Source organism: Microcoleus sp. (assembly GCF_049646505.1).
GTDB lineage: Bacteria > Cyanobacteriota > Cyanobacteriia > Cyanobacteriales > Microcoleaceae > Microcoleus.
In genome coordinates this window covers 1-22,568 of record NZ_JBARVX010000184.1, presented here as the reverse complement: position 1 = coordinate 22,568, position 22,568 = coordinate 1, and the positions used below count along the sequence as shown (strand labels likewise).

Here is a 22,568-nt window from a genome sequence, read left to right as displayed (position 1 = left end):
GGGGGAGAGGGGGAGATTGGGAGATTGGGAAAATATTCCCTCTTTCTTATTCCTTGCCTCCGTTACATCCGTTACATCCCGTACATTGCTCGTTGCCGAACCTTCTTCCTTCTCAACTGATTCTAATTTTTTCCAGCTATTGAGGGAAAGCCCGATCGCCCCAATTCCCCCAATCGCGATCGCAATATCGTGAATTGGGAGATTCCAGCCAAATCGATCGTACACTCTGGCGATCGCCCCTGTCTGCACCAAAGTCACATCTATAATCGAGGGCAATACAATGATCCCGAATACGCTCAGCAGTGCTGCACTCAGCCAAGGTATCCACTCCCGCATCTGAAATAGAGGATCTGGCCGATCGAGAATCGAATACTTCAGGACACTGTAAAATAGTGCTGCTAAAATACCGCTGGCAAAAGGTGTCGCCAGCCAAGTTAAGGAAATAGTGCCGATTGCTCCCCAATCAACCGCATCAATTCCGGCCGCCACGCAGCTAAAACCCGCGATCGCGCCTACCACTGCATGAGATGAAGAAACCGGCAAACCTCGACTTGTAGCGATTTGCAGCCACAACCCGCCAGCTATCAGCACCGACACCATCCCGATTAAAAATACTTCTGGCTGAGCCGCAAACACATCTGCATTCACAACTCCTGTTGCCAGAGTTTCGGAAACTCCTTGCCCGAACAGCACTGCGCCGGAAAATTCCAGTATGCCTGCAACAATTATTGCTTGTCGCAGCGTTAGAGCCTTCGAGCCTACGGATGTCCCCATCGAGTTAGCGACATCGTTCGCCCCCAAGTTGGCGGCGACGTACAAGGCTAGTGCAGCCATTGCCGGCAGTTGCAGAAATACGAGTTCAGAAGTATTTAACATAGAATTTTTTTTGACATAAAACTGGCAGTTTGATATATGATAAGGGATTGTGAGTTTTGGTAAATCCCATGAAAGGCGCAGAAATAATCCGTTCGATCGAGACGGAAGAAATAAATAGAGTCAAGGAAGAACTAAAAAAACAGCTTCCCGAAATTTACGTCGGCGACACAGTGCGAGTCGGCGTGAAAATTAAAGAGGGCAGCAAAGAACGGGTTCAGCCCTACGAAGGGACTGTGATTGCTATGCGTAACGGCGGCATTAATGAAACAATCACCGTGCGCCGCGTGCTTCAGGGCGTGGGTGTGGAACGGGTGTTTATGATTCACTCGCCCCGCATCGCTACGATCCAAGTCATGCGCCGCGGGAAAGTCCGCAGAGCCAAACTTTACTACCTGCGCGATCGGGTGGGCAAGGCAACTCGCGTCAAACAGCGGTTCGATCGCTCTCTGTAGGGATGCACCAAACTTTCGGTTCATTCATGGAAAATGGGAAATTGAGAAATTTCCCAAAAAAGTTTTCCATTTCCGAGCGCACTGTGTTAAAATAGAAATCTAGAGGTTAAGCGAATTTCAGCAACCTCACCTGTGCGCTCTTAGTTCAGTTGGTAGAACGCAGGTCTCCAAAACCTGATGTCGGGGGTTCAAGTCCTCCAGGGCGCGCTGAATCACCAAACTTGAAATTCTGCCCGAAAGCGCCCGGATTATTGGCTGGAAACAGCCTAAACCGCAAGTTTTCGGGTAGAATTAATTTTTGTGGGCGGTTCGCAAAAAATGCCATCAACAAATGCTCGGTGTGGTTTCTCGATCGCTCGATCGGGCGATCGGCAATTATACCGTTGATGGATTTAGCTTGTAAAAAAGTGCTGGCTTTGGATTTGAAATTTTGGACTTGTAAGTGGTTAGTGTCAAAAAATCAAAGAGCCGCGAGCCACTCACACAATCTAAAATCTAAAATCTAAAATCGCAAGGGGGATTCGATCGTGGCGAAAAAAGACGAAGCTCAAGAAACTCAAGAGATCGCGGCGGCGTCTGGGTTTGACCCTGTGGGTTTTTTAAAGGAAACTAGAGAAGAACTCGACAAAGTGGTGTGGCCCAGCCGCCAGCAGCTAATTAGCGAGTCTTTGGCCGTGCTTTTGATGGTCATCCTTTCAGCAAGCCTGATCTATTTGGTGGATAACTTCTTTAACTGGGGCGCAGGAAAGGTGTTTGGGCCATGACTTTTGCATCAGAAGAATCTGAGTATTCCACAGACGCGACGGGACAGGCTTCATCAGCAGATGTGCCGGAAATTGATGCTCGCTGGTATGCTGTTCAAGTTGCCTCTGGCTGCGAAAAGCGGGTAAAGGCTAACTTGGATCAGCGGATTCAAACCTTGGATGTTGCCGATCGCATCGTTCAAGTAGAAATTCCGCAAACTCCGGCGATCAAAGTCGGTAAAGACGGTTCCAGGCGGCAGTCCGATGAAAAAATCTTCCCCGGCTACGTACTCATCCGGATGTTTATGGACGAGGATACGTGGCAGGTGATCAAAAATACCCCGAATGTAATTAATTTTGTCGGGGCAGAGCAGAAACGCCGCTACGGGCGCGGCAGAGGTCACGTCAAACCGCTACCTCTGAGTCATTCGGAAGTAGAACGGATCTTCAGAAACGCTCAGGAATCAGAACCGGTTGTCAAAGTATCGATGGCGACAGGAGACCACGTTGTGGTACTTTCCGGGCCGTTTAAGGATTTTGAAGGTGACGTGATTGAAGTGAGCCCGGAACGGAACAAGCTCAAAGTTTTACTCTCGATTTTTGGGCGCGATACGCCTGTAGAATTGGAGTTCAATCAGGTTCAGAAACAGAACTAACTAATGGCAAAGAAAGTTGTTGCAGTAATTAAGTTGGCGATTACGGCGGGAAAAGCCAACCCAGCTCCTCCGATCGGCCCGGCTTTGGGTCAGCACGGCGTCAATATTATGATGTTTTGCAAGGAGTACAATGCTAGAACCGCAGACCAAGCTGGTCTGGTGGTTCCGGTAGAAATTTCGGTTTTTGAAGACCGCAGTTTTACGTTTATTCTCAAAACCCCGCCGGCTTCGGTTTTGATTCAAAAAGCTGCTGGCATTGCTAAGGGTTCGGGTGAACCCAACCGCAAGCAAGTAGGGAAAATTACACAGGCTCAGTTGCGAGAAATCGCTGAAACCAAAATGCCTGACCTCAATGCTAATGACGTTGAAGCAGCAATGAAAATTGTGGCGGGAACGGCTAAAAACATGGGCGTGGCGATCGCGGATTGAAGTCAGTTGTCAGTTGTCAGTTGACAGTTGGCAGTTGATAGTTGATAGTTGGCAGTTGACAGTTGATAGTTGGCAGTTGTCAATTCCTGATTGTGAAGGTAAAATCTTCAATTCTTTAATCCAAAATCCAAAATCCAAAATCGATCGGTTCAGGGGGAGAAGCAAAGCTTCGCTAGGAATCGAATCGAACAAATTTTAGAGATAGGATTGGCTGATAAGTTCAATTCTTTAATCTAAAATCTCAAATCTAAAATCGACCCCAGAGATAACAATGGCAAAGAAAGTATCCCGAAGACTCCAAGAACTTCAAAAGAAAGTAGAAGAGAGACCCTACGAACCGCTGGAAGCTCTGCAACTTTTGAAAGAAACAGCAACCGCTAAGTTTGGCGAAGCTGCTGAAGCTCACATCCGTTTGGGAATTGACCCGAAATATGCTGACCAACAGTTGCGGACAACTGTATCGCTGCCAAAAGGCACTGGTCAAGTAGTCAGAATTGCGGTGATTGCTAAGGGCGAAAAAGTTAAAGAAGCTCTGAATGCCGGCGCGGATCTTGCCGGTTCTGAAGAGTTGATCGAAGATATTCAGAAAGGCATGATGGACTTCGATTGTCTGATTGCTACCCCAGACGTGATGCCGTTGGTGGCAAAATTGGGCCGGTTGTTGGGCCCGCGCGGTTTGATGCCTTCTCCGAAAGGTGGCACGGTGACGACTGACATTGCTCAGGCCATCAACGAGTTTAAAGGTGGTAAACTAGAATTTCGTGCCGATCGAACTGGCATCGTTCATGTTATGTTTGGCAAGGCAGCTTTCTCAGCAGAAGATTTGCTGGTCAACCTTCAAGCTTTGCAAGAAACAGTCGATCGCAACCGTCCTTCGGGCGCTAAAGGTCGCTACTGGCGAAGTTTGTACGTATCCGCAACAATGGGCCCGTCGATCGAGGTCGATATCAGTGCCCTGCGCGATCTGAAAATTGACGCTGCCTAGAAAGAATTTAAGCAGAAGGCAGAAGGTAAAAGACAGCTTCGGCTGTCTGTGTAAATCTCTCACAAGACTTGCGCCAAACCCCTGCTAATATCTGACTTCTGGTGATGAGCCCAATCAAAAATCAATAAGCCCAAGACCGCAGGTGCCAATCGCTTAATTTCCTGCCGAGGCTGAAGAAATAAAAAACTCAAGACTCAAATATTAGAAAATTTCTATTTTTTAATTCTGACTTGTTAACTTTTAATTCTCTGCCCCGGCTTGAAGGTCGGGGTTTTTGACGGGCAATTTTCGATCCTAAAAGGAGGTGAAATAAGTATGGGCAAAAGTTTAGCAGCAAAAAATGAGATTATTGCAGACCTCAAGCAAACCTTGAGCGAATCTCAACTGGTAATCGCGATCGACTACACGGGCTTAACTGTTGGTGAAATCACAGATTTGCGTCGGCGTTTGCGTCCGAAAGGCAGCAGTTGCCAAGTGGCAAAAAATACGCTAATGCGAATTGCTGTTGAAGGCAACGAAACCTGGCAGCCGATGCAGGAATTGCTGACAGGTACGTCGGCATTTGTGTTCGTTCAAGAAGATATTGGCGGCGCGATAAAAGCTTACCAAGAATTCCAAAAAGCTTCCAAGAAGACTCAACTTCGCGGCGGCGTGATGGAAGGACGGGTGCTGAAAGAAGCTGATGTTAAAGCATTAGCCGACCTGCCATCGAAAGAACAGCTCATGGCTCAAATTGCCGGCGCTATCAACGGTGTCGCAACCAAGTTGGCTGTGGGTATCAATCAAGTTCCTACTTCGATCGCGCGCGGTCTCAAAGCTTATGCTGAAAAAGACGGCGATGCAGCAGAAGCACCAGCAGAAGCAGAAGCAGAAGCACCAGCAGAAGCAGAAAGCGCGTCTGCTTAGTCATTAGTCATTAGTCATTAGTCATCAGTCATTAGTGTTAATCCACAGGCTGAAGACTGGAGACGAGAAACTAATGATGGAGGAGCAATCCAAAATCCAAAATCCAAAATCTAGAATCGAATTAGGAGTTTAACGAATGTCTACTGCAACCGACGAAATCTTGGAAAAATTGAAGACTCTGAGCTTGCTCGAAGCTTCTGAATTGGTCAAGCAAATTGAAGAAGCTTTCGGCGTCAGCGCTGCTGCTCCTGTAGGCGGTATGATGATGATGGGCGGCGGCGCAGCAGCCCCCGCTGAAGCAGCAGAAGAGCAAACCGAATTTACTGTGATGCTGGAAGAAGTTCCTGCTGACAAGAAAATCGCAATTCTGAAGGAAGTCCGCACGATTACCGGTTTGGGTCTGAAGGAAGCGAAAGACTTGGTAGAAGCCGCACCGAAGGCAGTTAAGGAAGCTATTGCTAAGGAAGCTGCTGAAGAAATGAAGAAGCAGCTTGAAGCTGTGGGCGCAAAGATTTCTATCAAGTAGTCAGAGAATGTAGTTGATATCAATTCCGGTGACACCGGGATGATTGTTAACTGTTAACTGTTAACTGTTAACTGTTAACTGTTAACTGTTAACTGTTGACTGTTGACTGTTGACTGTTAACTAATACCATTTTTCTTTCATATGTGCTATGGATGAAGTCTTAGCCCCCCCTTAATAAGGGGGGGTTGGGGGGGTAATATCTAGCGCTACTTTATGAAATTGGTATAAAATTAATCGCGCGATAGTTAAATCTCTCGCGCGATTAATTATTTTTGGGGTTGGGAAACGACAAGGCCGTGTTTTCTTAGATTTTAGAGGCGGCTTCCATTTGCCGCACGACTGTTAAAGCAGAATAGGAAACACCGGCGGTTCCTTCTCCGGGATGGGTGGAGTCGCCGACTAACCAGAGGTTTTTAATCGGCGTGCGGTTGGCAAATCCGAAGGGGCCGAAGGTTGGTATTCGCTGGCCGATGCCGCCTACAACGCCCTTATCGCGCGCTGTGTAGCGGGCAAAGGTGCGGGGTGTGGCTGATTCTTGGTGTACAATTTTTTCGGGTGTCAAATCGAAATATTCGCTCAAACGGCCGATCGCCCCTGCGGTATATTTTTGCTTCAATCCTTCATAATCAACCGAATTCCACCACATTCGAGTATCAGTAAAAGACGAAGCAATCACAGTCGCCATTCCCTCTGGTGCCCGGCCATCACCCGGATGGCTGACAGAAACAAATAATGAATTATTCTCCCCAATCTCACCTTCGTAATCGTAGAGAAACTGCAGGTGCGGCGGACAATTTGCCGGAATTGCGCTTTCGTGCACTCCCAAATATATGACAAATGCGCCGGATGCGGGCGGCAGTTTATCGACTCGATATTTGTAGCCTGCCATTTGAGTTGGGATTTGATTTGTTGTTTCTGAATTATCTGTTAAAGTTTCTAAAATAGGCTCGCTTGACAATAACTTTACTAGATTTTGTGCGGTGACATTGGCAACAATGCGATCGGCAGTTTCTGTCCAAACTTCGCCGTTTTTTTGATTGCGAATCACTGTACCGGTGGCTTTCCCGTTACTGGTGACAATGCTTTCGACAGTATGCCGCAATAAGACTTTGCCGCCGTAAAGCTCGATCGCGCTTGCGAGTCGATCGCTCAACACCTGCATACTTCCTTGTAAATGATACAATCCCTGCGGCTCTTGGGAAACTCCTAAAGCCGTCGCCGCGTACAGCAGCGCCGTTTCTTCAGTATCGACTTGAGAATACAATTTTAACTGTAAATCCAGAAAAGTTTTCAAGCGCAAATTGTCCCCCAACCCGCACAAGCGCAAAGCATCACCCACCGTCATCAAAGTGAAAGGCAAAGTAATTAAAGTATCGGGGCGAACTGCTTGAATTAATTGCCAAAAATCCCAGAAATTTCTCGGCGGCAAAACTGGATCGCGCCCTTGAAAATTCCAGCTAGCTTGGAACAATGTAGATAATAATTGCCAAAAACGTTCGCTACCGGGAAATTGCCGCTGTCTTTCTTCCTGCCATTTTTGCGGATCTCGCCAGACGCTAATCGGTGCAGTTTCTCCGGGCAAAAACACCGCACAAGCCGGATCGCAGGGCGTGGCTGCAGGAAGTTCGATATCTAATTCCGAGAAAATTCGGTGGTGAATCCCTCCGGGTTCCAATCCTGCAACCTGCGTCGCGCCGACATCGAAGGTAAAGCCTTTGCGTTTGAAGGTGGAAGCGCAGCCTCCAGGGACGATCGCCTGGTCTAAGACTAGCACTTTGTATCCTCTGCGGGCTAGCAGGGCGGCTGCTGTGAGGCCTCCGATGCCCGCTCCGATTACAGTGACGCTGCCCTTAGTTTCGGCTGCAACGGGTTTGCTCTGAGGGGTGCGATCGCTCGTCATAATTGATTTACTGTAATATTGCTTAATATTATGCTCATATTTTGCAATAAAAAGCTTCTCCAATTACACTCCCGCAGCGACTTAAGTCTCAGAGCAGTCTTTCGGGTTGAGTTGACATTGACGGGCACTGTGCAGTGTCTTTAGCGACTGCTAAACGTTTAAAAAATAACACGACAAAGCCAGAGACGAACCCGATTTGGGGCGGGCAAATCACCCGCCCCAAAAAAAGATTGAGCTTATACCAATTCTCAAAAACTTTGCAACAGTTTTTGTAAGGGCGGGTTCATTTGCTCGTTACCAGGCTCTGCCTGGTAATGCAGATCCGGAGGCTCTGCCTCCTTTGAGGAAGGCAACTTAGTTAGTAGGCATTAGTTAGTAGGCAGTTGTCAACAGTCAGCAGGCAGTAGTTAGTAGTCCACAGTCAACAATAAACAACTCATTAGTCCTCATATCGAGGACTTCTGCTATTAGCCAGGGCTAAGTCTAAGAGCGGTTTTTCTGCTTAAGTTGACTTTAGACAATATGGAGTGTCCCTAGCGATAGCTTAAACATTTAAGCAATGGTATGAGAAAGCCGGAGATTCTCGATTTGGGGCGGGCAAATCGCCCGCCCCAAAAAAAGATTGAGCTTAATATTGAGGAACAGACGAATCTACTTCTTGACTCCAAGCATTAATCCCGCCCTTAACATTAATCCCCTCAATTCCCGCTTCCTTCAAAATGCCCAAGGCCTTCGCAGAACGCCCGCCCATTTTGCAGTGTGCAATCAAGCGGTGCCCGTTCAACAATTCCTTGACTTTTGCAACACCTTCGCCGTGTTCGATATCGGGCAAAGACACCAAAATTGAGCCAGGAATTTGAGCAATTTGATACTCGTTGGGATTGCGAACATCCAACAGTACAAAATCCTTCGCACCGCTGTCGATCAACTTTTTAAGTTCGGTGACAGTCATCTCAGGAATTTGCTGTTGTTCTTGCGCTTCCTGGGCTTTAGCTTGAGGAATGCCGCAGAATTGTTCGTAATCGATCAACTTTTCAATTACGGGGCGCACTGGATTCGGCCGCAGTTTCAATTCGCGGAATGTCATATCTAAGGCATTGTACAGCAACAATCTGCCGCTCAAGGTTGTGCCTTGACCCAAGATAATTTTGATAGCTTCCGTTGCTTGGATAGAACCGATAATGCCGCACAAAACGCCTAAAACGCCACCTTCGGCACAGGAAGGAACCATCCCTGGAGGGGGGGGTTCGGGGTACAAATCGCGGTAATTCGGGCCGCCTTGGTAGTTGAAAACTGTGGCTTGTCCTTCAAATCGGAAGATGGAACCGTAGATGTTGGGTTTGTTTAACAGGACTGCAACGTCGTTCATCAAATAGCGAGTCGGGAAGTTGTCCGTGCCGTCGATGATGATATCGTAGGGAGTGGCAATGGCGATCGCATTTTCGGAACTAACGTGAGTATTGTACAAATCAACTTGACAAAAAGGATTAATTTCTAAAATCCGATTTTTGGCCGACTCAATCTTCAGTTTTCCAACCCAAGAAGTGCCGTGAATTACTTGGCGCTGCAAGTTGGAATGGTCTACAACATCAAAGTCTAGAATGCCAATGCGGCCAACACCGGCTGCTGCTAAATACAGCAGCAGCGGCGAACCGAGTCCTCCTGCACCGATGCAGAGTACGCTGGCTGCTTTGAGGCGCTTCTGCCCTTCCAATCCAACTTCTGGGAGGATGAGGTGGCGAGAGTAGCGTTCGTATTCTTGTTTGTTGAGCTGGATCTCGTCCAGATTAGGATTTAGCATGATATTCTGTTATAGGCCGATTTTGAATTATATCCTATCTAAATTTTTCGCATTTTTGCGTGTTTGTTATTTTTACTAACTATTTCTTAATCTGAGTCGGTTCGACTGCGACAATTTCCTCCGCTTGAAAGTTGCCCTCGGAGTCGAGACTCCAACTGCGGAGTTCTTGTGAACTGCCTTGTCGCACGGACACTATGATGTAGGAGTATTGGGCCCAGGCCAATGTGCGATCGCACTCCGAGGGCACTGCCGGACAATCTGGGTGAGAATGGTATATGCCAATAATATCAAGAGTACGATCGCGCCCGTGTTTCATCGCCCGCAACATATCTTCTGGCTTAATAGCATATCTGCGTTTTTCTGTCAAGTCTTTTTGTTCCGGCCAATTATCCTCAGCTTCAGCACTCCAAGCATTGTCAGTCGGCCAAACTTCAACTAAAGTTTTAACACCGTCAGCGATCGTACCTAACAACAAACCGCAGCATTCTTCTGGATAAGCGCTTTCGCCGTGGGTGCGGATAGATAACAGGTGAGAGTCGGAAAGTGCGATTTTTTGCATAGGATTTTATTGTGGATTTTTTGTAGGTTTTATTGTAAAATGCGATCCTCTTCGAGGGCTTCGCTAACGGGCTTTTTTTTAATTGTGGAACAGGCATCTTGCCTGTTCAATACTAGCTTTTCTGGAAATCTCTATTGATTTGAGGTTCCTGTCGCTGTTTGCAAAACAGTTCTATAAGCAATAACAGCTTCCGTTTGGTTGACATATCCTACATATTGACTCAATACAGACAAATCTAACTCTGGCAAAAATCCACTCCTTGAAATTAACTCATAACCTTGTTCTCGCAAGCGGTAAAGAGAAAATCGATCGTTCGCCCAAAACCAGACTTCAGGAACCTGCAAACCGCGATACACTTCTAGCTTGTCAATACCACCGCTAGTTAGAGCAATTTCGATCGCAATATCCGGAATTTCTGCCAGTGCACCCAAGCAGTAACACTCGTCTGGTTCCGCCCCCCGTCTCACGGCTTCGCGGCGAAATGTAGCACTTCCGTAACCGTTGAGATTAATTAGCCTTTCTACTGCATAGGTTTCTATCAACCTGGCAATAATTGTTTTGAGCCTTTCATGTTCTGGCGAATTTGTCATAATAATTTCTAACGTTCCTTCCAAGTACGTCATTCTGGGAAATTCATCGACAAACATATCGGAAAGTTGCTCGTATTGCTCCCAACTCACATCATATAGAATGATGCGCTGTTCTGTCGCTGGATGGAGAGTTTTTGGATCTAAAAGTAACATAATTAATTACCTGCACTAAAGATATCTAAACGTTAGATTTTTCCAATCTTTCTCACTCTTCTTCTCTGTGTCCTCTGCGCCCTCTGCGGTTCGTAAAAAAACGTAGGGTGCGCCGCAGCGCACCTTACGGATGAATCTAATTAATACAATCAAGTCGGAGTTTGCTGTAACTCGGGCCGCTCATCGGGGACGATCGCATTTTCAACAGGACACACCTGCAAACAAATGCCGCAGTCTATGCAGGTATCAAAATCAATCCAAAACCAATCAGTACCCTTGACATTTTTGCCTGGGCCGGGGTGAATGCAAGCCACGGGACAAGCGCCGACGCAATCAGCAACTCCCTCGCAAATATTCGTAACGATAGTGTGTGACACAGTGTTCTCAATTCTTCAGATTTGACAGACGAATCCGTTTTTCTTCTAATTTAACACTGAAGACATACCTTATGGAGCTTGCTTTGATTTTGCCAGCAGCCCGAACAAATCTTCGGCTACAGCTTTGTGACCGTCCTTGTCCAGATGAACGGTATCAAATTTAATGTACATCGGGGCAAAACGACCCTCTGTTTGAGCAATTTGCGATCGCCCGCGGCGAACTCCTTCAGTAGAATCGACATAGGTCAAACCCAGGGACTTACTAATTTCCCCAAGTCGTTTCCCCGCATCGATAGTCAGCCGCTGTTTGGGTACTTGCTGTTCGTTATCAGAAAAACCGTCAAAAGCCATAAAGCGAGGAGGCAAGTAAACTACAGTCAAAGAACGGCCGTCAGCAGCCACAGAGTCCCGGAGTACCCTCAAATCAATCTCGAATTGCTTCCAAGCACGATCGGCCAAATCCTTCGGCAAATCCGCCTGCTGCCAGCCCAAGGCTAGGGTTGCACCCAAAGGAACTTCCGGTTTGAGGTTGTTGTTTGCCAAACCCACGAAGTACAAGGCTTTTTGGGAGTTGATTTTCAGCCAAGACGGGGTAGCGAAGATTTTAAAATGCTTTTTCACATCAGCCAGCTTGGATTTGACAATTGGTTGGAGATAGGGGTTTGCAATCACTGATTTGTCATCGCGCCGAAACCACGTCATCGAAACCAAGTTGTCGTCTACCGCCAGCACTACTAAATCTGGCTGGTACTTAGACCATTGGTTGCGGTAAACAGAGTTAATTTCCTTCAGGGAATAACCCTCTAGAGCGCTATTTATGTAGGTTGCCTTGGCACCGTTTTTCCGAAAAACAGTTGCTAGCTGGGCCGGCCAAGTATCTTCGGCAGCAATCCCTGTACCGAAGGTGGTGGAATCTCCCATTCCCAGGATTCGCAATTCGCCTGGAGCTTTTTTAATCGGCAGCAGCGGGCCGCGATTGCCTGCGCTGCTGACGGCGATTGGACGACCGCCAGTCAATTCGCGATCGAAAATATTGTTAGTATACTCAGGAGCAATAACTTGCAGGAGTGCTTCTAACAATACAACTCCCAACAATACCTTCGACAAATCCACACCAATGCAGCGAACTGTGGTTTTTAAATTGGCAATTGCCTTGTCATTAAATATCTGACTCATATTTTTTCAAGCCGCTTAGAACTGGAAGTAAAGAAAATTTGAACTTGAGGCACCGGCGAAGGTAAACATTAGCGCCAGCGCCATTGCACAAGTAATCCACTTGAGCGAATTTGGGTGGTTTTGTGTCCAACTCATCCACTTTTGCTTCCAATCAAACCATTCCACTAGCAGAAGTGCAGCCATGTAGAACACTGGCCGATAGTCGATCGGTATCCGCCCGTCAGCAAAGGTCAATATCCGCTGCAATACGACAACGGCACTGTTCAAATTCGCTGCTCGGAAGAAGATCCAAGAAGTACAAATTAGACACAAGGTAATCAGCCAGCGAATTAAATAATTGATTTGAGAAGTTGGCTTAGATGAAAGTTTAGTTGCTCGTTCAATGGAGAGCATTGCTCCTTGCAAACCTCCCCAAACAACCCAGTTCCATCCAGCACCGTGCCAGAGGCCTCCCAGCAGCATGGTAATCATCAGGTTTGCGTAGGTGCCCAGATTGCCGCCCCGATTCCCGCCTAGGGGAATGTAGAGGTAGTCGCGCAACCAATTTGACAGCGAAATGTGCCACCTGCGCCAGAAATCAGTAATGCTGTAGGCTAAATAAGGTTTCTCAAAATTTTTCGGCAGTTCAATTCCCAATAGGCGAGCCGAGCCGATCGCAATATCGGAATAACCCGAAAAGTCGCAGTAGAGTTGAACGGTATAAGCCAACGTACCCAACACCAGCCCCAGCCCGGAAACATTTTCGGGACTGGCGAAAACTTCGTTGGCTATTGGTGCGATCGAATCAGCTACATAAACTTTTTTCAGCATCCCCCAGACAATCTGAGCAATGCCGCTGCGGATCGCCATCCAGTCTACCGACGCATTGCAGGCAAATTGGGGCATCAGAACTTCGGCGCGGACGATCGGCCCTGCTAACAAACTAGGGAAGAAAATCACGTACAGCGCTACATCGAGGATTGACTCTCTAGCCTTGGTAACGCCTTTGTAGACATCGACTATGTAGCTAATTGTTGAAAACGTGTAAAAAGAAATACCTAAAGGTAACAGCAGGTTTAGTTGGGGCCAAAGGCGAAATCCTAACAGCGAGTAGCTCGAATCTAAGAAAAAATTTGCGTATTTAAAGACAAACAGAGTGCTAATAACTACAATCAAAAAAGTAATTAAAGCAGTAGTTCGGTTTTTCGGTTTAGTCGATGAGTCAATTATGCGAGCTGTTGTATAAGCTAGCAGGGTATAGCAAACCATTAAAATTGAGTAGGGTACGCTCCAAGCCCAATAAAAACAGTAGCTGGCCAATAACAGAAAACAACGTCGGTAGTGCGGTGTCAATAAGTAATACACATACACCACAACCACCAGGAATCCCAAAAACAGTGTGGAGTTAAACAGCATTTTTGAGTTTTACTCTCCAACCGGAAACTAACACTCACAATGCTAGCAATAACGAAAAACGATCGAGTATCCTGCTCTGGGACGCAGGAACTTGTTTTTTTATGGAAAAACGCCACTACAGCAATGGATTTAGGAGCGAAAATCTGTTTTATTAAGTTTTTTGTACAATATTTGTGAGAACCCCGACTTCTCTAAGAAATCGGGGTTCTGGGTGTTCTGTAGCAACTATTAATTGACAGATTCAATATTTTTGACACTCCCCGACTTCTCTAAGAAATCGGGGTTCTGGGTGTTCTGTAGCAACTATTAATTGACAGATTCAATTGTTGCAGCGCCTTCGGCATTTACCCAGGCAATTTGACCAATTCTACGATCGCGCGCGTATTCCCGCGCCGCCTCCGCAGTCTCCCGAGTCTCCAAATCTATCTCTACCCGAATTGGAGGAGTAGACTCTCGGAGTTTGCGGGCATAATCAAAGGCCGCCGCCGCTGCTTCAGGAGTTTGAGGCACAACCAACCATTCGCTGGCTGGTGTCTCTGCGGGCAATTGACCCTCTGTTAGCAAAACTTGGTGCAAATCTTCAATATTCAGACAAAACCCGATGCCGGGGGAATTTTGCCCTTGGGGATCGAACAGTCCCAACAGTCGATCGTACCGCCCGCCTTGTCCTAAAACTCGCTGTCCGCTTTTGCTGCTGCTGACAACTTCAAACACTATTCCAGTGTAGTAGTCAAATGTTTGAATTAAACTCAAATCGAGGTGGATGTGAGATTTTAAATTGGGGATTTTTGCTTGACATTTGTGCAGCAGTTCGATCGCACTTTTGAGTTCATTTAACGCGGCTTGCTGTGGTACATCTAAATCCAGCTTCGCCACAATCTCCAATACATCTTCCGGGCGGCCGCGCAAGTCAAACAACAGCAGAGCTCTTTCTCGCAATTCGTCAGACAGCGGCAAGGTTTCCAAGGCTATTCGATCGAGATTGGCGATCGCGTGGCGCACTTTTTGCCGCACGTTTGGCGGAAACGGTTCTAGCAATGTTGCCGTCAAGCCCGCTTCTCCCAGCACCAAATGCCAGTCATCTATTTCCAAGCTCTGCAAGCACTCAGACAGCAGCAGCAACACTTCTGCATCCGCAACGCTCCCCCCCGCGCCGAGCAGCTCTACCCCGGCTTGATAGAACTCCTGTTGCCCGCCAGAGCCAGTATCTGCGCCTTTGCGGAAGACGTTAGCGTTGTAGTAGAGGCGCTGGGGCTGCCAGCGAGTCCCGGCCATCCGCATCGCAGCCGCGCGGGCGATGGAAGCTGTCAATTCTGGGCGCAAGCCGAGTTCTCCATCCTCAGCGTCTTGGAGTTGAATTAAGGTCGATCGGTCGATCGCGCCCCCAGCCATCAAAGTCTCCAGCCTTTCTAGAGTAGAAGTAATAATTCGGTGATAGCCCCAGCGGTGAAAAACCTGCTGCAAGCGCCGTTCGATCGAAATTTTTTGAGCAACGTCAAGGGGCAATAAATCTCTTGCACCCGATGGGGGTTGGTGAACCATAAGTTAGTTGACTGTTATCTGTTGACTGTTGACTGTTGACTGTTGACTGTTGTCTGTTGACTGTTGACTGTTGTCTGTTGACTGTTGACTGTTGACTGTTGTCTGTTGACTGTTGACTGTTGACTGTTGACTGTTGTCTGTTGTCTGTACGAAAAAGTAAAAAACATTAATCCGTGTATCCACGTCTATCTCTGTAGGGCTGTCACTTGTTAGTTATTAGTTGTCATCGCAAAAATTGAAAGTTATGAATTATGATTTTTGAATATCTATTCAAAAATCATAATTAAACACTCCTCACTAAACTACTCATTATTTCTTTTTGCCGCCAAACAAACTCCCAAAAAATGCGCCCAGTTTATCCTCACTTTTCTTGTCCTTTGCGCCGGAAGCTGCAGGCTGTTCCAGCTTTTTCTTCACCTCCAAAGCCGTCGGTTCTTCAGGATTTGAGGCCAAAGCTTTTTGCACTTCCAGTTTTGCCATTGTGGCTTGATTTTGTTGAAAGTAACACATTGCTAACAAACCGTGAGACTTGCTGTGTTTCGGTTCCCGCTTCAGAGCTTCTTTCAACTCCAAAGTTGCTTTGGCGTAATTTTTGCTGTCCATAAATCCTTGAGCTCGGATGCAAGATCGATCGGCCAGCGAGTCTCGGAGTGGGACTTTGCGTTCCGGAGGCTGCGCTGGGGTTGCCGTGTCTGGGGTTACTGGTGGTTTTTTTGGTGTGGTAGTTGGGGTTGCGATTTTTGCGGGCGAACCGGTTCCAACTGCACCGCCAAGTCGCTCTTTTCGCAGCAGGTAAACCATGTTTAGTTCGCTAATTTGAGCGATCGCATCTTGGGTTTCCTCAACTGATTCGTACTGCTTGAGAGCGAGTTTGGCAACTGCTGTTTTATAAGCTTCTTCCAAATCTTTAGCGGTAGTTAACTCTTTGGCTGCTGCGCTTTCGACCTGCATTTTTGCCTGTTCTTTAAGGACGCGCTTGCCGATTGCTGCTAATAGCAGGTTGTATTCTTTGCGATCGTTTTCCTTGGAGAATTTGTTGTAGGCTGGATTGACTACTTTTGACAAAAATTGGTTGGCCCAATCTTTATCAGCTTGGTCTTCAAAAGAGCAAGTATCCGAATGCAAGCGGCGGGCAATTTTCATGTAGCGCTTGCGGATGTCGCTAAACTCGGCGTCTAAGGGAACTCCCAAAATTGCGTGCTGATCTGTAAAGTCGTACTTGAACAGCCCTTTTGTCATTTCAAAAGACATAACTTTTACTCTCGCTTTCTTGGCTTTTCACTATCCTTTAATGTAGCTTGTGTCAAGGGGTTGTGACCCCCGTATTACCCCCGATCCCTTGCTGTCGAAAGGCTACTTCCATGAAGATAGGGGAGGAACTGACAGCAGTGCGCCGCTGAGTTCGGCGTGTATTTTGCCGTTGGTGGCCAAAACTCGACCAGAGTTCATCTCAAAGGCACCGCCATCATAGGCTGTAACTTGACCTCCGGCTTCGGAGACGATGAGTACGCCGGCTGCTACGTCCCAAGGGGAGAGTCCCCGTTCCCAGTATCCGTCCAATCGCCCGCAGGCTGTATGTGCGAGGTCTAGGGCTGCCGAACCGCTGCGCCGCACGCCTTGGGTGAGGTGGGTGAGGTGACAGAATTCGGCATAGTTATTGTCGGTTGTTTCGCGCCGATCGTAGGCAAAGCCGCTAATTAACAAACTTTTGCTCAATTCTGAACTTTGGGAAACGGAGATCCGCTTCCGGTTGCAGGTTGCTCCCAATCCTTTAGCTGCGCGAAACAATTCGTTATGAGAAGGGTGGTAAATTACGCCGATTTGTGGTATGCCGTCGATTAAAAGTCCGATCGACACCGCGTAAAAAGGATATTGGTGAGCATAATTGGTTGTACCGTCCAAAGGGTCGATCGCCCACAGGTATTTGCTAGCTGCATTCCCTAATGAACCCGATTCTTCCGCGAGGATGGCGTGTTCGGGTACGTGGCGGCCGAGAATTTCTAAAATGACGGCTTCTGAGGCTTTGTCGGCTTCTGTGACTAAATCGCCCGATCGACCTTTTTCTTGAATATTTTCTAATTTACCGCAGAAAGATTGCAAGACTGAACCGGCGGCTAGGGCTGCTTCGGTTGCTATTTCTAAGTAGTTTTGCACTTGATTATCAGTCATTTGTCAGTTGTTAGTTGTCAGTTGTTAGTTGTTAGTTTTCAGTAGTCATTATTCATTAGTCATTAGTCATGTTTTGCTGTCCCCGCCGAGCTTTCCGTCCAACGTCATCAGGAAGAAGGAAATCATTGCTCATGAGTTGTTAGTGATAACTGAAGAGCTTTTAGTTCTTGACTAATCACCAATTACTAATAACTAATCACCAATAACTAATGACTAATGACTAATGACTAATGACTACTGACTACTGACTATTTTTGATTTTGCTGGCGGAATTCTGCAGGAGTTTGGCGCAAAGCTCGTTCAGGATTCCACAGCCCTTTACCCATGATTCTCGCCCATTCTTGAGCGTTGAGGAGTCGCTGCTGATATTTCGTGTTGCGCGATCGCGCTGAGGCCAAAACATAACCTTCTTTGACTAACTGTTCGTTGAGCAACATTCGATCTTGCCACAAATAGGCTAATTTGCGATCGAACTGGTCTTTAACTTCGATGTCTGATTCTAGCAATACTTGTTTTCCCCCAATTAACTGCTCTAATCTTTGTTTGGCTGCTTCTCCCCAAGGCTGCTGTTTTAAATCTGGCGCATCAATACCAATCAGTCTAATTTGTTCTAATAAGGCGATTTTGTCGGCTGTGCTGATAACTTCGATTGTTTGTCCGCTGATGGCTCTTTCTACTTTGGCGATCGTACCTTGGGGAATTTCTGGTTTTTGGCAGCTAGCTAACAATACACAAAGGGCGATCGCAAATAACCGATAAAGCATGAATAGTTAGTAGTTGATAATTGAAAAAAATGGCTCATTCTTCATCCAGCGGCAAACCAACTTTAACTTTACCTTTACCAAAATAGCGGCCGAATTGCAGTTCGTACACTTCGTCTTCGTCTTGCGTCTCTACTTCGATGTTGGAACGGGGATAGCAGACGCACAGCAGGGCATAACCTTCTTTTTGCAGTTCCACAGAAAGTCCCATTGCTTCTGGCTGGTGCAGTTCCCCTGACTTGACGCGCACCGCACAGGCTGTACAAGCGCCGTTGCGGCAGGAAAATGGCAATTCTACTCCTTGGTTTTCGGCGCTTTGGAGGATGTAGCGGTCTTCTGGTACTCGCACTGTGTGGTGCGATCCGGTTTGTCGGTTATGAATTTTAATTGTGTACGATCGAGTCATGGTATTTTTGATTGTTGATTTTAGATGGGGCTTTGGGAAGCCAAATCCTTTAGATGAATGGGTTTGCGACACGGGGAGGAGAATTTGGCCCGCTTGGCAAGACACCCTACCCATATTAAACAGCAAATTTATCCCGTTACCCCCTTTTCAAATCAGATTTGTTCTGCTAAGATAGTTTAGCTGTGGCTAAATGAATGAATTTAGCCCTGGAGAGGTGGCCGAGCGGTTGAAGGCGCACGCCTGGAAAGTGTGTTTAGGGCAACTTAACGAGGGTTCGAATCCCTCCCTCTCCGTTAATCAAGCTGTTCAGGCAAAAAAAACAGCTTGCAAAAAAAATATCTCCTGTGAGATAAGCGTTTTAATTATAGCGATCGCCCGTGAGTTTTATGAGAAAATTCACGGGCGATCGGTTTTCTGTTGTTGAGCGTAAATTAAGGGCGATCGCGCGGAGAATAAACGCCCAGATATAATGCGAATAGTTAGAAAACTATACTAAAAGAGAAAATGAAATGAAAGAATTAAATAAATTAGAACAGTATGGACTTAAGAGAATGGGCGCAGTTCGCACTCAGGTAAAGCTGACAAATGCAATAGATGAAGCGCTAGTAAGTCGGGGGTTGCTGGCACCTCGGCTGTTGCGGGAGTGTCAACAAGAAGCTCTAGTAGATACAGGCTCAGTTTACCTAGTAATTTCATCAGAGATAGTACAGCAGCTTGGTTTGCGGATTATCGGTCAACAAATCGTTAAATATGCTGATGGGCGTCGGGAAACTGTAGGAGTGACGGAAGCTATATTAGTTGAAATTGAAGGACGCAGGACTACTGAAGATGCCTTAGTAACTGGCGATGAAGTGCTTATCGGTCAGGTTGTGTTGGAAAAGTTAGATTTTTTGGTGGATTGTAAAAATCAGCGATTAATCCCGAATCCTGAAAATCCTGATTATCCTGTTACTTATATCAAGTGAATGGAAAGGGCGATCGCGTCGGTCGCGTCTCATTTAGCAGAACCTCTATAATGTGAGTAGGACAAGATTAAAAGGTAATTTGATATGCAAGAATTAAATAAATTAGAATTAGATGGACTTAAGAGAATGGGCGCAGTTCGCACTCAGGTAAAGCTGACAAATGCAGTAGATGACGAGTTAGTGCGTCGCGGGATGCTAGCACCTCGGCTGTTGCGGGAGTGTGAAATCGAAGGGTTGGTAGATACAGGTGCGGTTAATCTTGTTATTCCCTCAGAAATAGTACAGCAGCTAGGTTTACGAATTTTGAGCCAGCAGTTGGTTAAATATGCTGACGGACGCCAAGAAGCTGTCGGAGTAACAGGCCCTCTGATCGTTGAGTGTGAAGGACGCAAGACGATTGAGGATGCCTTAGTAACTGGCGATGAAGTGCTTATCGGTCAGGTTGTGTTGGAAAAGTTAGATTTTTTGGTGGATTGTAAAAATCAGCGATTAATCCCGAATCCAGCTAATCCTGAGTATCCAGTTACTTATATCAAGTAATAAATAATTTTTCGAGTGCAGTGCGAGCGTCCCGATCGCGAGGGGGACGTTCTGCGGTACGATCGCGACCTAACTGGATTTGATATAAACGGTCGATCGCCCATTCAATCCAACTACCGGCCGGCATTCCACTGAGTCACCTGCTGCAGCCGAGACAAAGCACTTTCAGCAGACTCCCGAATATAAGGATCGGCATCGGGATTGGCCGCCGCCGCCGACAAAACCTCCCCTGCTTTTGTGCCTCCGATTGTCGCCAACGAACCAGTTATCGCTACAGCTAAGGCAATATTGTCAGTATTCTCGATCGTCTCAATCAAGATATCCAAGGCCGGTTCGCCAATTTGTCCCAGGGCCATCACCGAGGAGATATAAACTACCGGATTCGGATCGCTTAGTGCTTTTTGCAGCCCTTGCAATCCTAGTTCGGGAAAAGTTATATCTGGATAGTTGACAGCGATCGCAGTTAATGCCTTTGCACAACTCGCTTGAACCGTGGCATTCTTGCTGTTGAGCAAAGAATCTACCAGCAACGGCACGGCATCATTACCGATTATCCCCAAAACTTGCACTGCCGATCGGCGATAAACAACATCTTCCTCGTCCAAAATTCCCATCAACTGCCCAATAGTCGTTTCGTCGCGAGTTTCAGCTATTTCGCCGATTGCGCGTTTCCGCAGGTGCGGATTTGGATGCTTTAGCTGTTGGAATAGTTCTTCTTGAGGCATATTAGTCATTAGTCATTAGTCAGTTGGCAGTTGGCAGTAGTCAGTTGTCAGTTGTTAGTTGGCAGTTGGTAGGGGCGGTGCCAAGAGTGCCCGCCCTCAGTTAACAGTCAACAGTTAACAGTCAACAGTCAACAGTCAACAGTTAACAGTCAACAGTTAACAGTCAACAGTCAACAGTCAACAACCTGATGAAATTATTATACTCTAGAGATTAAACTTGCTGCTTTGGCCTGCAGCAGCAAATCCTCGTCGGCAGCCAAAATCTCACAGCCGCTGTTGTCTCCTAATTTTTCCAAGGCCATCAAACTAGCATATTTCAAATCCCAAATTCTAGTTTCCAGACCAACTTTTAGTTCGGCAATAGCGCGCTTGTCACCGATTTCGCCGAGGGCGATGGCGGAAGCGGCGCGGGATTTTTGAAACTGCGGTTCTCGATTGTGCAGCGCTTCTACGAGTAAATCGAAGGCAGGGGCGTACTTGAGCCAACCCAGCAGTTTCATGACGTGATAGTGCGCGCCGTAATCGTTGTATGCTGATTTTGCATAAGTTGCCAGCAAGGCATCCGGTGCTTCATTTCTGTAGGATTCTAGGATGGTTTTGGTTGCCAGATAACAGCGTCCGAAATCGGTTTCGTAGAGTTCATTAATTGCAAATTCGAGGCTTGGCAATTGGTCGTATTCGTGTACTAAATCGAGCTCGTCGGCCCGATCGCCAATTATGCGATCGAGAATCGGTTCAATTTCGGCAAAAGCAATTTCTCCTGCTGGAATCCCCGCACTCGCCAGCATCCGCACGGCCCGCAGGCGAAACACCAAAGACACGGGACAGCGGGAAATTTCGGGAATTGCTTTGTAATATTTGGCGTCTATTAAATCTTGAATGCTGCTGCGGCGATCGTTAACATTGATGCTTTGCAGCAACTCTACCACGCGCGACATTTGCGAGTAATCTCCCGTAAAGCGGCAGATTGTGGTGATTGCCGCACCTTGAATCATCCCATCTTTATCCTCTACAAATTTGTTGAGGCGCGAGAGTGCTGCTGTGTAATTTAATTTTGCCAAAGCGTGGATGATTACCCGATAGCTTTGACCTGGTTTGTCGAGCAATTTGGCAATATCTTCTAAGATATCGGGATTTTGGGTGCCGATTTCGCCGATCGCCCAAACTGCATTTTCTACCACGTAACAGTCATCATCGCCCAAGCAAGCATGGAGAGATGTGAGGGCAGATTTTGCCTGCAAGCGCCCCAAGGTTTCTGCTGCTTTGCGGCGAACTGAGCGATTGTCAAGGCCATCGTCGGTATTTTCCACGGCTACAATCAGGGCGGCGATCGACTTTTCTGTGGAAAAATTTACTAAGTGAGAGGCTGCAATGTAGCGATCGTAAGGGTCATCTAGTTTTTCGGCCGGCGTTTCCAAAATGGCGATCGCCTGTTCTTCTGTCAGATTAAATAAATTAAAAAAACGCTTATCCACTTACCAATTACCAATAACTAACAGTACGATACCACCAAAAACACCGATACAAAAATTAATTTTTTAATACCTTTTCATCACCAATAACTAATAACTAACAACTAATAACTGAGGGCGGGCACGGGGGCACCGCCCCTACCAACCAATAACTAATAACCAATAACCAATAACCAATAACCAATAACTAATAACCAATAACCAATAACCAATAACCAATAACCAATAACTGAGGGCGGGCACGGGGGCACCGCCCCTACCAACCAATAACTAATAACCAATAACTAATAACCAATAACTAATAACCAATAACTAATGACTAATAACTAATGACTGAGGACTCTTAAAATTAAGGGACTCTTGGCACGACACTAAACCCGATTTAGGCTTTTGCAGCGTCCCAAGAGTCCCCTCACAACCGATCGAACTTATGTCCAACCTAGCCGTGAATTATGCGATCGAGC

At 46.8% G+C, this 22,568-nt stretch carries 26 protein-coding genes, 2 tRNA genes and 1 other annotated feature; of the genes, 11 read left to right on the top strand and 17 right to left on the bottom strand.

The window, feature by feature from the left end:
• On the bottom strand, positions 1 to 876 hold an 876-nt coding region (locus tag WBA89_RS10255), incomplete at its 3' end, for an inorganic phosphate transporter (protein WP_424406191.1).
• A 68-nt stretch (positions 877 to 944) separates the two neighbouring features.
• Between WBA89_RS10255 and rplS the strand changes: the two genes are divergently transcribed.
• The 8 genes from rplS (at position 945) to rplL (ending at position 5,573) form a co-directional block, all read left to right on the top strand.
• The gene (gene rplS / locus WBA89_RS10250; protein WP_424406190.1) at positions 945 to 1,328 is read left to right on the top strand and encodes a 50S ribosomal protein L19; all 384 of its coding nucleotides are present in this window, start codon (positions 945 to 947) and stop codon (positions 1,326 to 1,328) included.
• Between the two features lie 134 nt (positions 1,329 to 1,462).
• A tRNA-Trp gene (locus WBA89_RS10245) sits at positions 1,463 to 1,535 on the top strand.
• 320 nt (positions 1,536 to 1,855) lie between these two features.
• Positions 1,856 to 2,092: a preprotein translocase subunit SecE gene (gene secE / locus WBA89_RS10240; RefSeq protein WP_424406189.1), complete on the top strand. Its 237-nt coding sequence runs from the start codon at positions 1,856 to 1,858 to the stop codon at positions 2,090 to 2,092.
• Complete coding sequence (gene nusG, locus WBA89_RS10235) at positions 2,089 to 2,727, top strand: transcription termination/antitermination protein NusG (RefSeq protein ID WP_424406188.1); 639 nt, start codon at positions 2,089 to 2,091, stop codon at positions 2,725 to 2,727. Before secE ends, nusG begins: the two co-directional genes overlap by 4 nt.
• A gap of 3 nt (positions 2,728 to 2,730) precedes the next feature.
• Positions 2,731 to 3,156, top strand: coding sequence for a 50S ribosomal protein L11 (rplK, locus tag WBA89_RS10230; protein WP_194061482.1), 426 nt, complete (start codon positions 2,731 to 2,733; stop codon positions 3,154 to 3,156).
• 271 nt (positions 3,157 to 3,427) lie between these two features.
• Complete coding sequence (gene rplA / locus WBA89_RS10225; RefSeq protein WP_424406187.1) at positions 3,428 to 4,141, top strand: 50S ribosomal protein L1; 714 nt, start codon at positions 3,428 to 3,430, stop codon at positions 4,139 to 4,141.
• A 111-nt stretch (positions 4,142 to 4,252) separates the two neighbouring features.
• Positions 4,253 to 4,427: a sequence feature (ribosomal protein L10 leader region), on the top strand.
• 29 nt (positions 4,428 to 4,456) lie between these two features.
• On the top strand, positions 4,457 to 5,047 hold the full coding sequence (gene rplJ, locus WBA89_RS10220; protein WP_424406186.1) for a 50S ribosomal protein L10: 591 nt from the start codon (positions 4,457 to 4,459) through the stop codon (positions 5,045 to 5,047).
• 136 nt (positions 5,048 to 5,183) lie between these two features.
• Positions 5,184 to 5,573, top strand: a complete 390-nt coding sequence (gene rplL / locus WBA89_RS10215) for a 50S ribosomal protein L7/L12 (protein WP_194061485.1) — start codon at positions 5,184 to 5,186, stop codon at positions 5,571 to 5,573.
• Positions 5,574 to 5,877: 304 nt separating this feature from the next.
• Here rplL and crtD read toward each other — a convergent pair whose 3' ends face one another.
• The 13 genes from crtD to WBA89_RS10150 form a co-directional block, all read right to left on the bottom strand.
• The gene (gene crtD, locus WBA89_RS10210; RefSeq protein WP_424406185.1) at positions 5,878 to 7,473 is read right to left on the bottom strand and encodes a C-3',4' desaturase CrtD; all 1,596 of its coding nucleotides are present in this window, start codon (positions 7,471 to 7,473) and stop codon (positions 5,878 to 5,880) included.
• Positions 7,474 to 8,101: 628 nt separating this feature from the next.
• The gene (moeB, locus tag WBA89_RS10205) at positions 8,102 to 9,274 is read right to left on the bottom strand and encodes a molybdopterin-synthase adenylyltransferase MoeB (RefSeq protein WP_424406184.1); all 1,173 of its coding nucleotides are present in this window, start codon (positions 9,272 to 9,274) and stop codon (positions 8,102 to 8,104) included.
• A gap of 79 nt (positions 9,275 to 9,353) precedes the next feature.
• Positions 9,354 to 9,833 (bottom strand): M67 family metallopeptidase, encoded by a 480-nt coding sequence (locus tag WBA89_RS10200; RefSeq protein WP_424406183.1) that lies wholly within the window; start codon positions 9,831 to 9,833, stop codon positions 9,354 to 9,356.
• A gap of 131 nt (positions 9,834 to 9,964) precedes the next feature.
• Positions 9,965 to 10,576 carry a Uma2 family endonuclease gene (locus tag WBA89_RS10195; RefSeq protein WP_424406182.1) on the bottom strand — a complete coding sequence of 204 codons (612 nt, stop codon included), beginning with the start codon at positions 10,574 to 10,576 and terminating at the stop codon, positions 9,965 to 9,967.
• A gap of 149 nt (positions 10,577 to 10,725) precedes the next feature.
• Positions 10,726 to 10,953 carry an indolepyruvate ferredoxin oxidoreductase subunit alpha gene (locus WBA89_RS10190; protein ID WP_424406180.1) on the bottom strand — a complete coding sequence of 76 codons (228 nt, stop codon included), beginning with the start codon at positions 10,951 to 10,953 and terminating at the stop codon, positions 10,726 to 10,728.
• A 69-nt stretch (positions 10,954 to 11,022) separates the two neighbouring features.
• Positions 11,023 to 12,129 (bottom strand): SGNH/GDSL hydrolase family protein, encoded by a 1,107-nt coding sequence (locus WBA89_RS10185; protein WP_424406178.1) that lies wholly within the window; start codon positions 12,127 to 12,129, stop codon positions 11,023 to 11,025.
• Positions 12,130 to 12,144: 15 nt separating this feature from the next.
• On the bottom strand, positions 12,145 to 13,524 hold the full coding sequence (locus WBA89_RS10180) for an MBOAT family O-acyltransferase (RefSeq protein ID WP_424406176.1): 1,380 nt from the start codon (positions 13,522 to 13,524) through the stop codon (positions 12,145 to 12,147).
• A gap of 306 nt (positions 13,525 to 13,830) precedes the next feature.
• Complete coding sequence (locus WBA89_RS10175) at positions 13,831 to 15,066, bottom strand: ATP phosphoribosyltransferase regulatory subunit (protein WP_424406174.1); 1,236 nt, start codon at positions 15,064 to 15,066, stop codon at positions 13,831 to 13,833.
• A gap of 3 nt (positions 15,067 to 15,069) precedes the next feature.
• Entirely contained in the window at positions 15,070 to 15,249 is a 180-nt protein-coding gene (locus WBA89_RS10170) for a hypothetical protein (RefSeq protein WP_424406172.1), read from the bottom strand.
• A gap of 126 nt (positions 15,250 to 15,375) precedes the next feature.
• On the bottom strand, positions 15,376 to 16,317 hold the full coding sequence (locus WBA89_RS10165) for a J domain-containing protein (protein ID WP_424406170.1): 942 nt from the start codon (positions 16,315 to 16,317) through the stop codon (positions 15,376 to 15,378).
• A 102-nt stretch (positions 16,318 to 16,419) separates the two neighbouring features.
• Positions 16,420 to 17,235 (bottom strand): inositol monophosphatase family protein, encoded by an 816-nt coding sequence (locus tag WBA89_RS10160; protein WP_424406168.1) that lies wholly within the window; start codon positions 17,233 to 17,235, stop codon positions 16,420 to 16,422.
• A gap of 248 nt (positions 17,236 to 17,483) precedes the next feature.
• Positions 17,484 to 17,999: a thermonuclease family protein gene (locus WBA89_RS10155; protein WP_424406166.1), complete on the bottom strand. Its 516-nt coding sequence runs from the start codon at positions 17,997 to 17,999 to the stop codon at positions 17,484 to 17,486.
• Positions 18,000 to 18,033: 34 nt separating this feature from the next.
• Positions 18,034 to 18,402, bottom strand: a complete 369-nt coding sequence (locus WBA89_RS10150; RefSeq protein ID WP_424406164.1) for a 2Fe-2S iron-sulfur cluster-binding protein — start codon at positions 18,400 to 18,402, stop codon at positions 18,034 to 18,036.
• 208 nt (positions 18,403 to 18,610) lie between these two features.
• Here WBA89_RS10150 and WBA89_RS10145 point away from each other — a divergent pair.
• From WBA89_RS10145 to WBA89_RS10135, 3 genes are all read left to right on the top strand, one after another.
• Positions 18,611 to 18,695: transfer RNA gene (locus WBA89_RS10145), tRNA-Ser, on the top strand.
• 216 nt (positions 18,696 to 18,911) lie between these two features.
• Entirely contained in the window at positions 18,912 to 19,367 is a 456-nt protein-coding gene (locus WBA89_RS10140; protein WP_424406162.1) for an aspartyl protease family protein, read from the top strand.
• An 84-nt stretch (positions 19,368 to 19,451) separates the two neighbouring features.
• Positions 19,452 to 19,907 (top strand): clan AA aspartic protease, encoded by a 456-nt coding sequence (locus WBA89_RS10135; protein ID WP_424406161.1) that lies wholly within the window; start codon positions 19,452 to 19,454, stop codon positions 19,905 to 19,907.
• Here the strand turns inward: WBA89_RS10135 and WBA89_RS10130 are convergent.
• The 3 genes from WBA89_RS10130 to WBA89_RS10120 all read right to left on the bottom strand — a co-directional run bounded on the left by WBA89_RS10130 (position 19,900) and on the right by WBA89_RS10120 (position 22,107).
• Positions 19,900 to 20,034: a hypothetical protein gene (locus WBA89_RS10130; RefSeq protein WP_424406159.1), complete on the bottom strand. Its 135-nt coding sequence runs from the start codon at positions 20,032 to 20,034 to the stop codon at positions 19,900 to 19,902. The two genes, WBA89_RS10135 and WBA89_RS10130, sit on opposite strands and share 8 nt — an antisense overlap.
• The gene (locus WBA89_RS10125; RefSeq protein ID WP_424406157.1) at positions 20,021 to 20,641 is read right to left on the bottom strand and encodes a HEAT repeat domain-containing protein; all 621 of its coding nucleotides are present in this window, start codon (positions 20,639 to 20,641) and stop codon (positions 20,021 to 20,023) included. Before WBA89_RS10125 ends, WBA89_RS10130 begins: the two co-directional genes overlap by 14 nt.
• Before the next feature lie 188 nt (positions 20,642 to 20,829).
• A complete protein-coding gene (locus tag WBA89_RS10120) occupies positions 20,830 to 22,107 on the bottom strand; it encodes a HEAT repeat domain-containing protein (RefSeq protein WP_424406155.1) in 1,278 nt (425 codons plus the stop codon).
• Positions 22,108 to 22,568 lie beyond the last annotated feature (461 nt).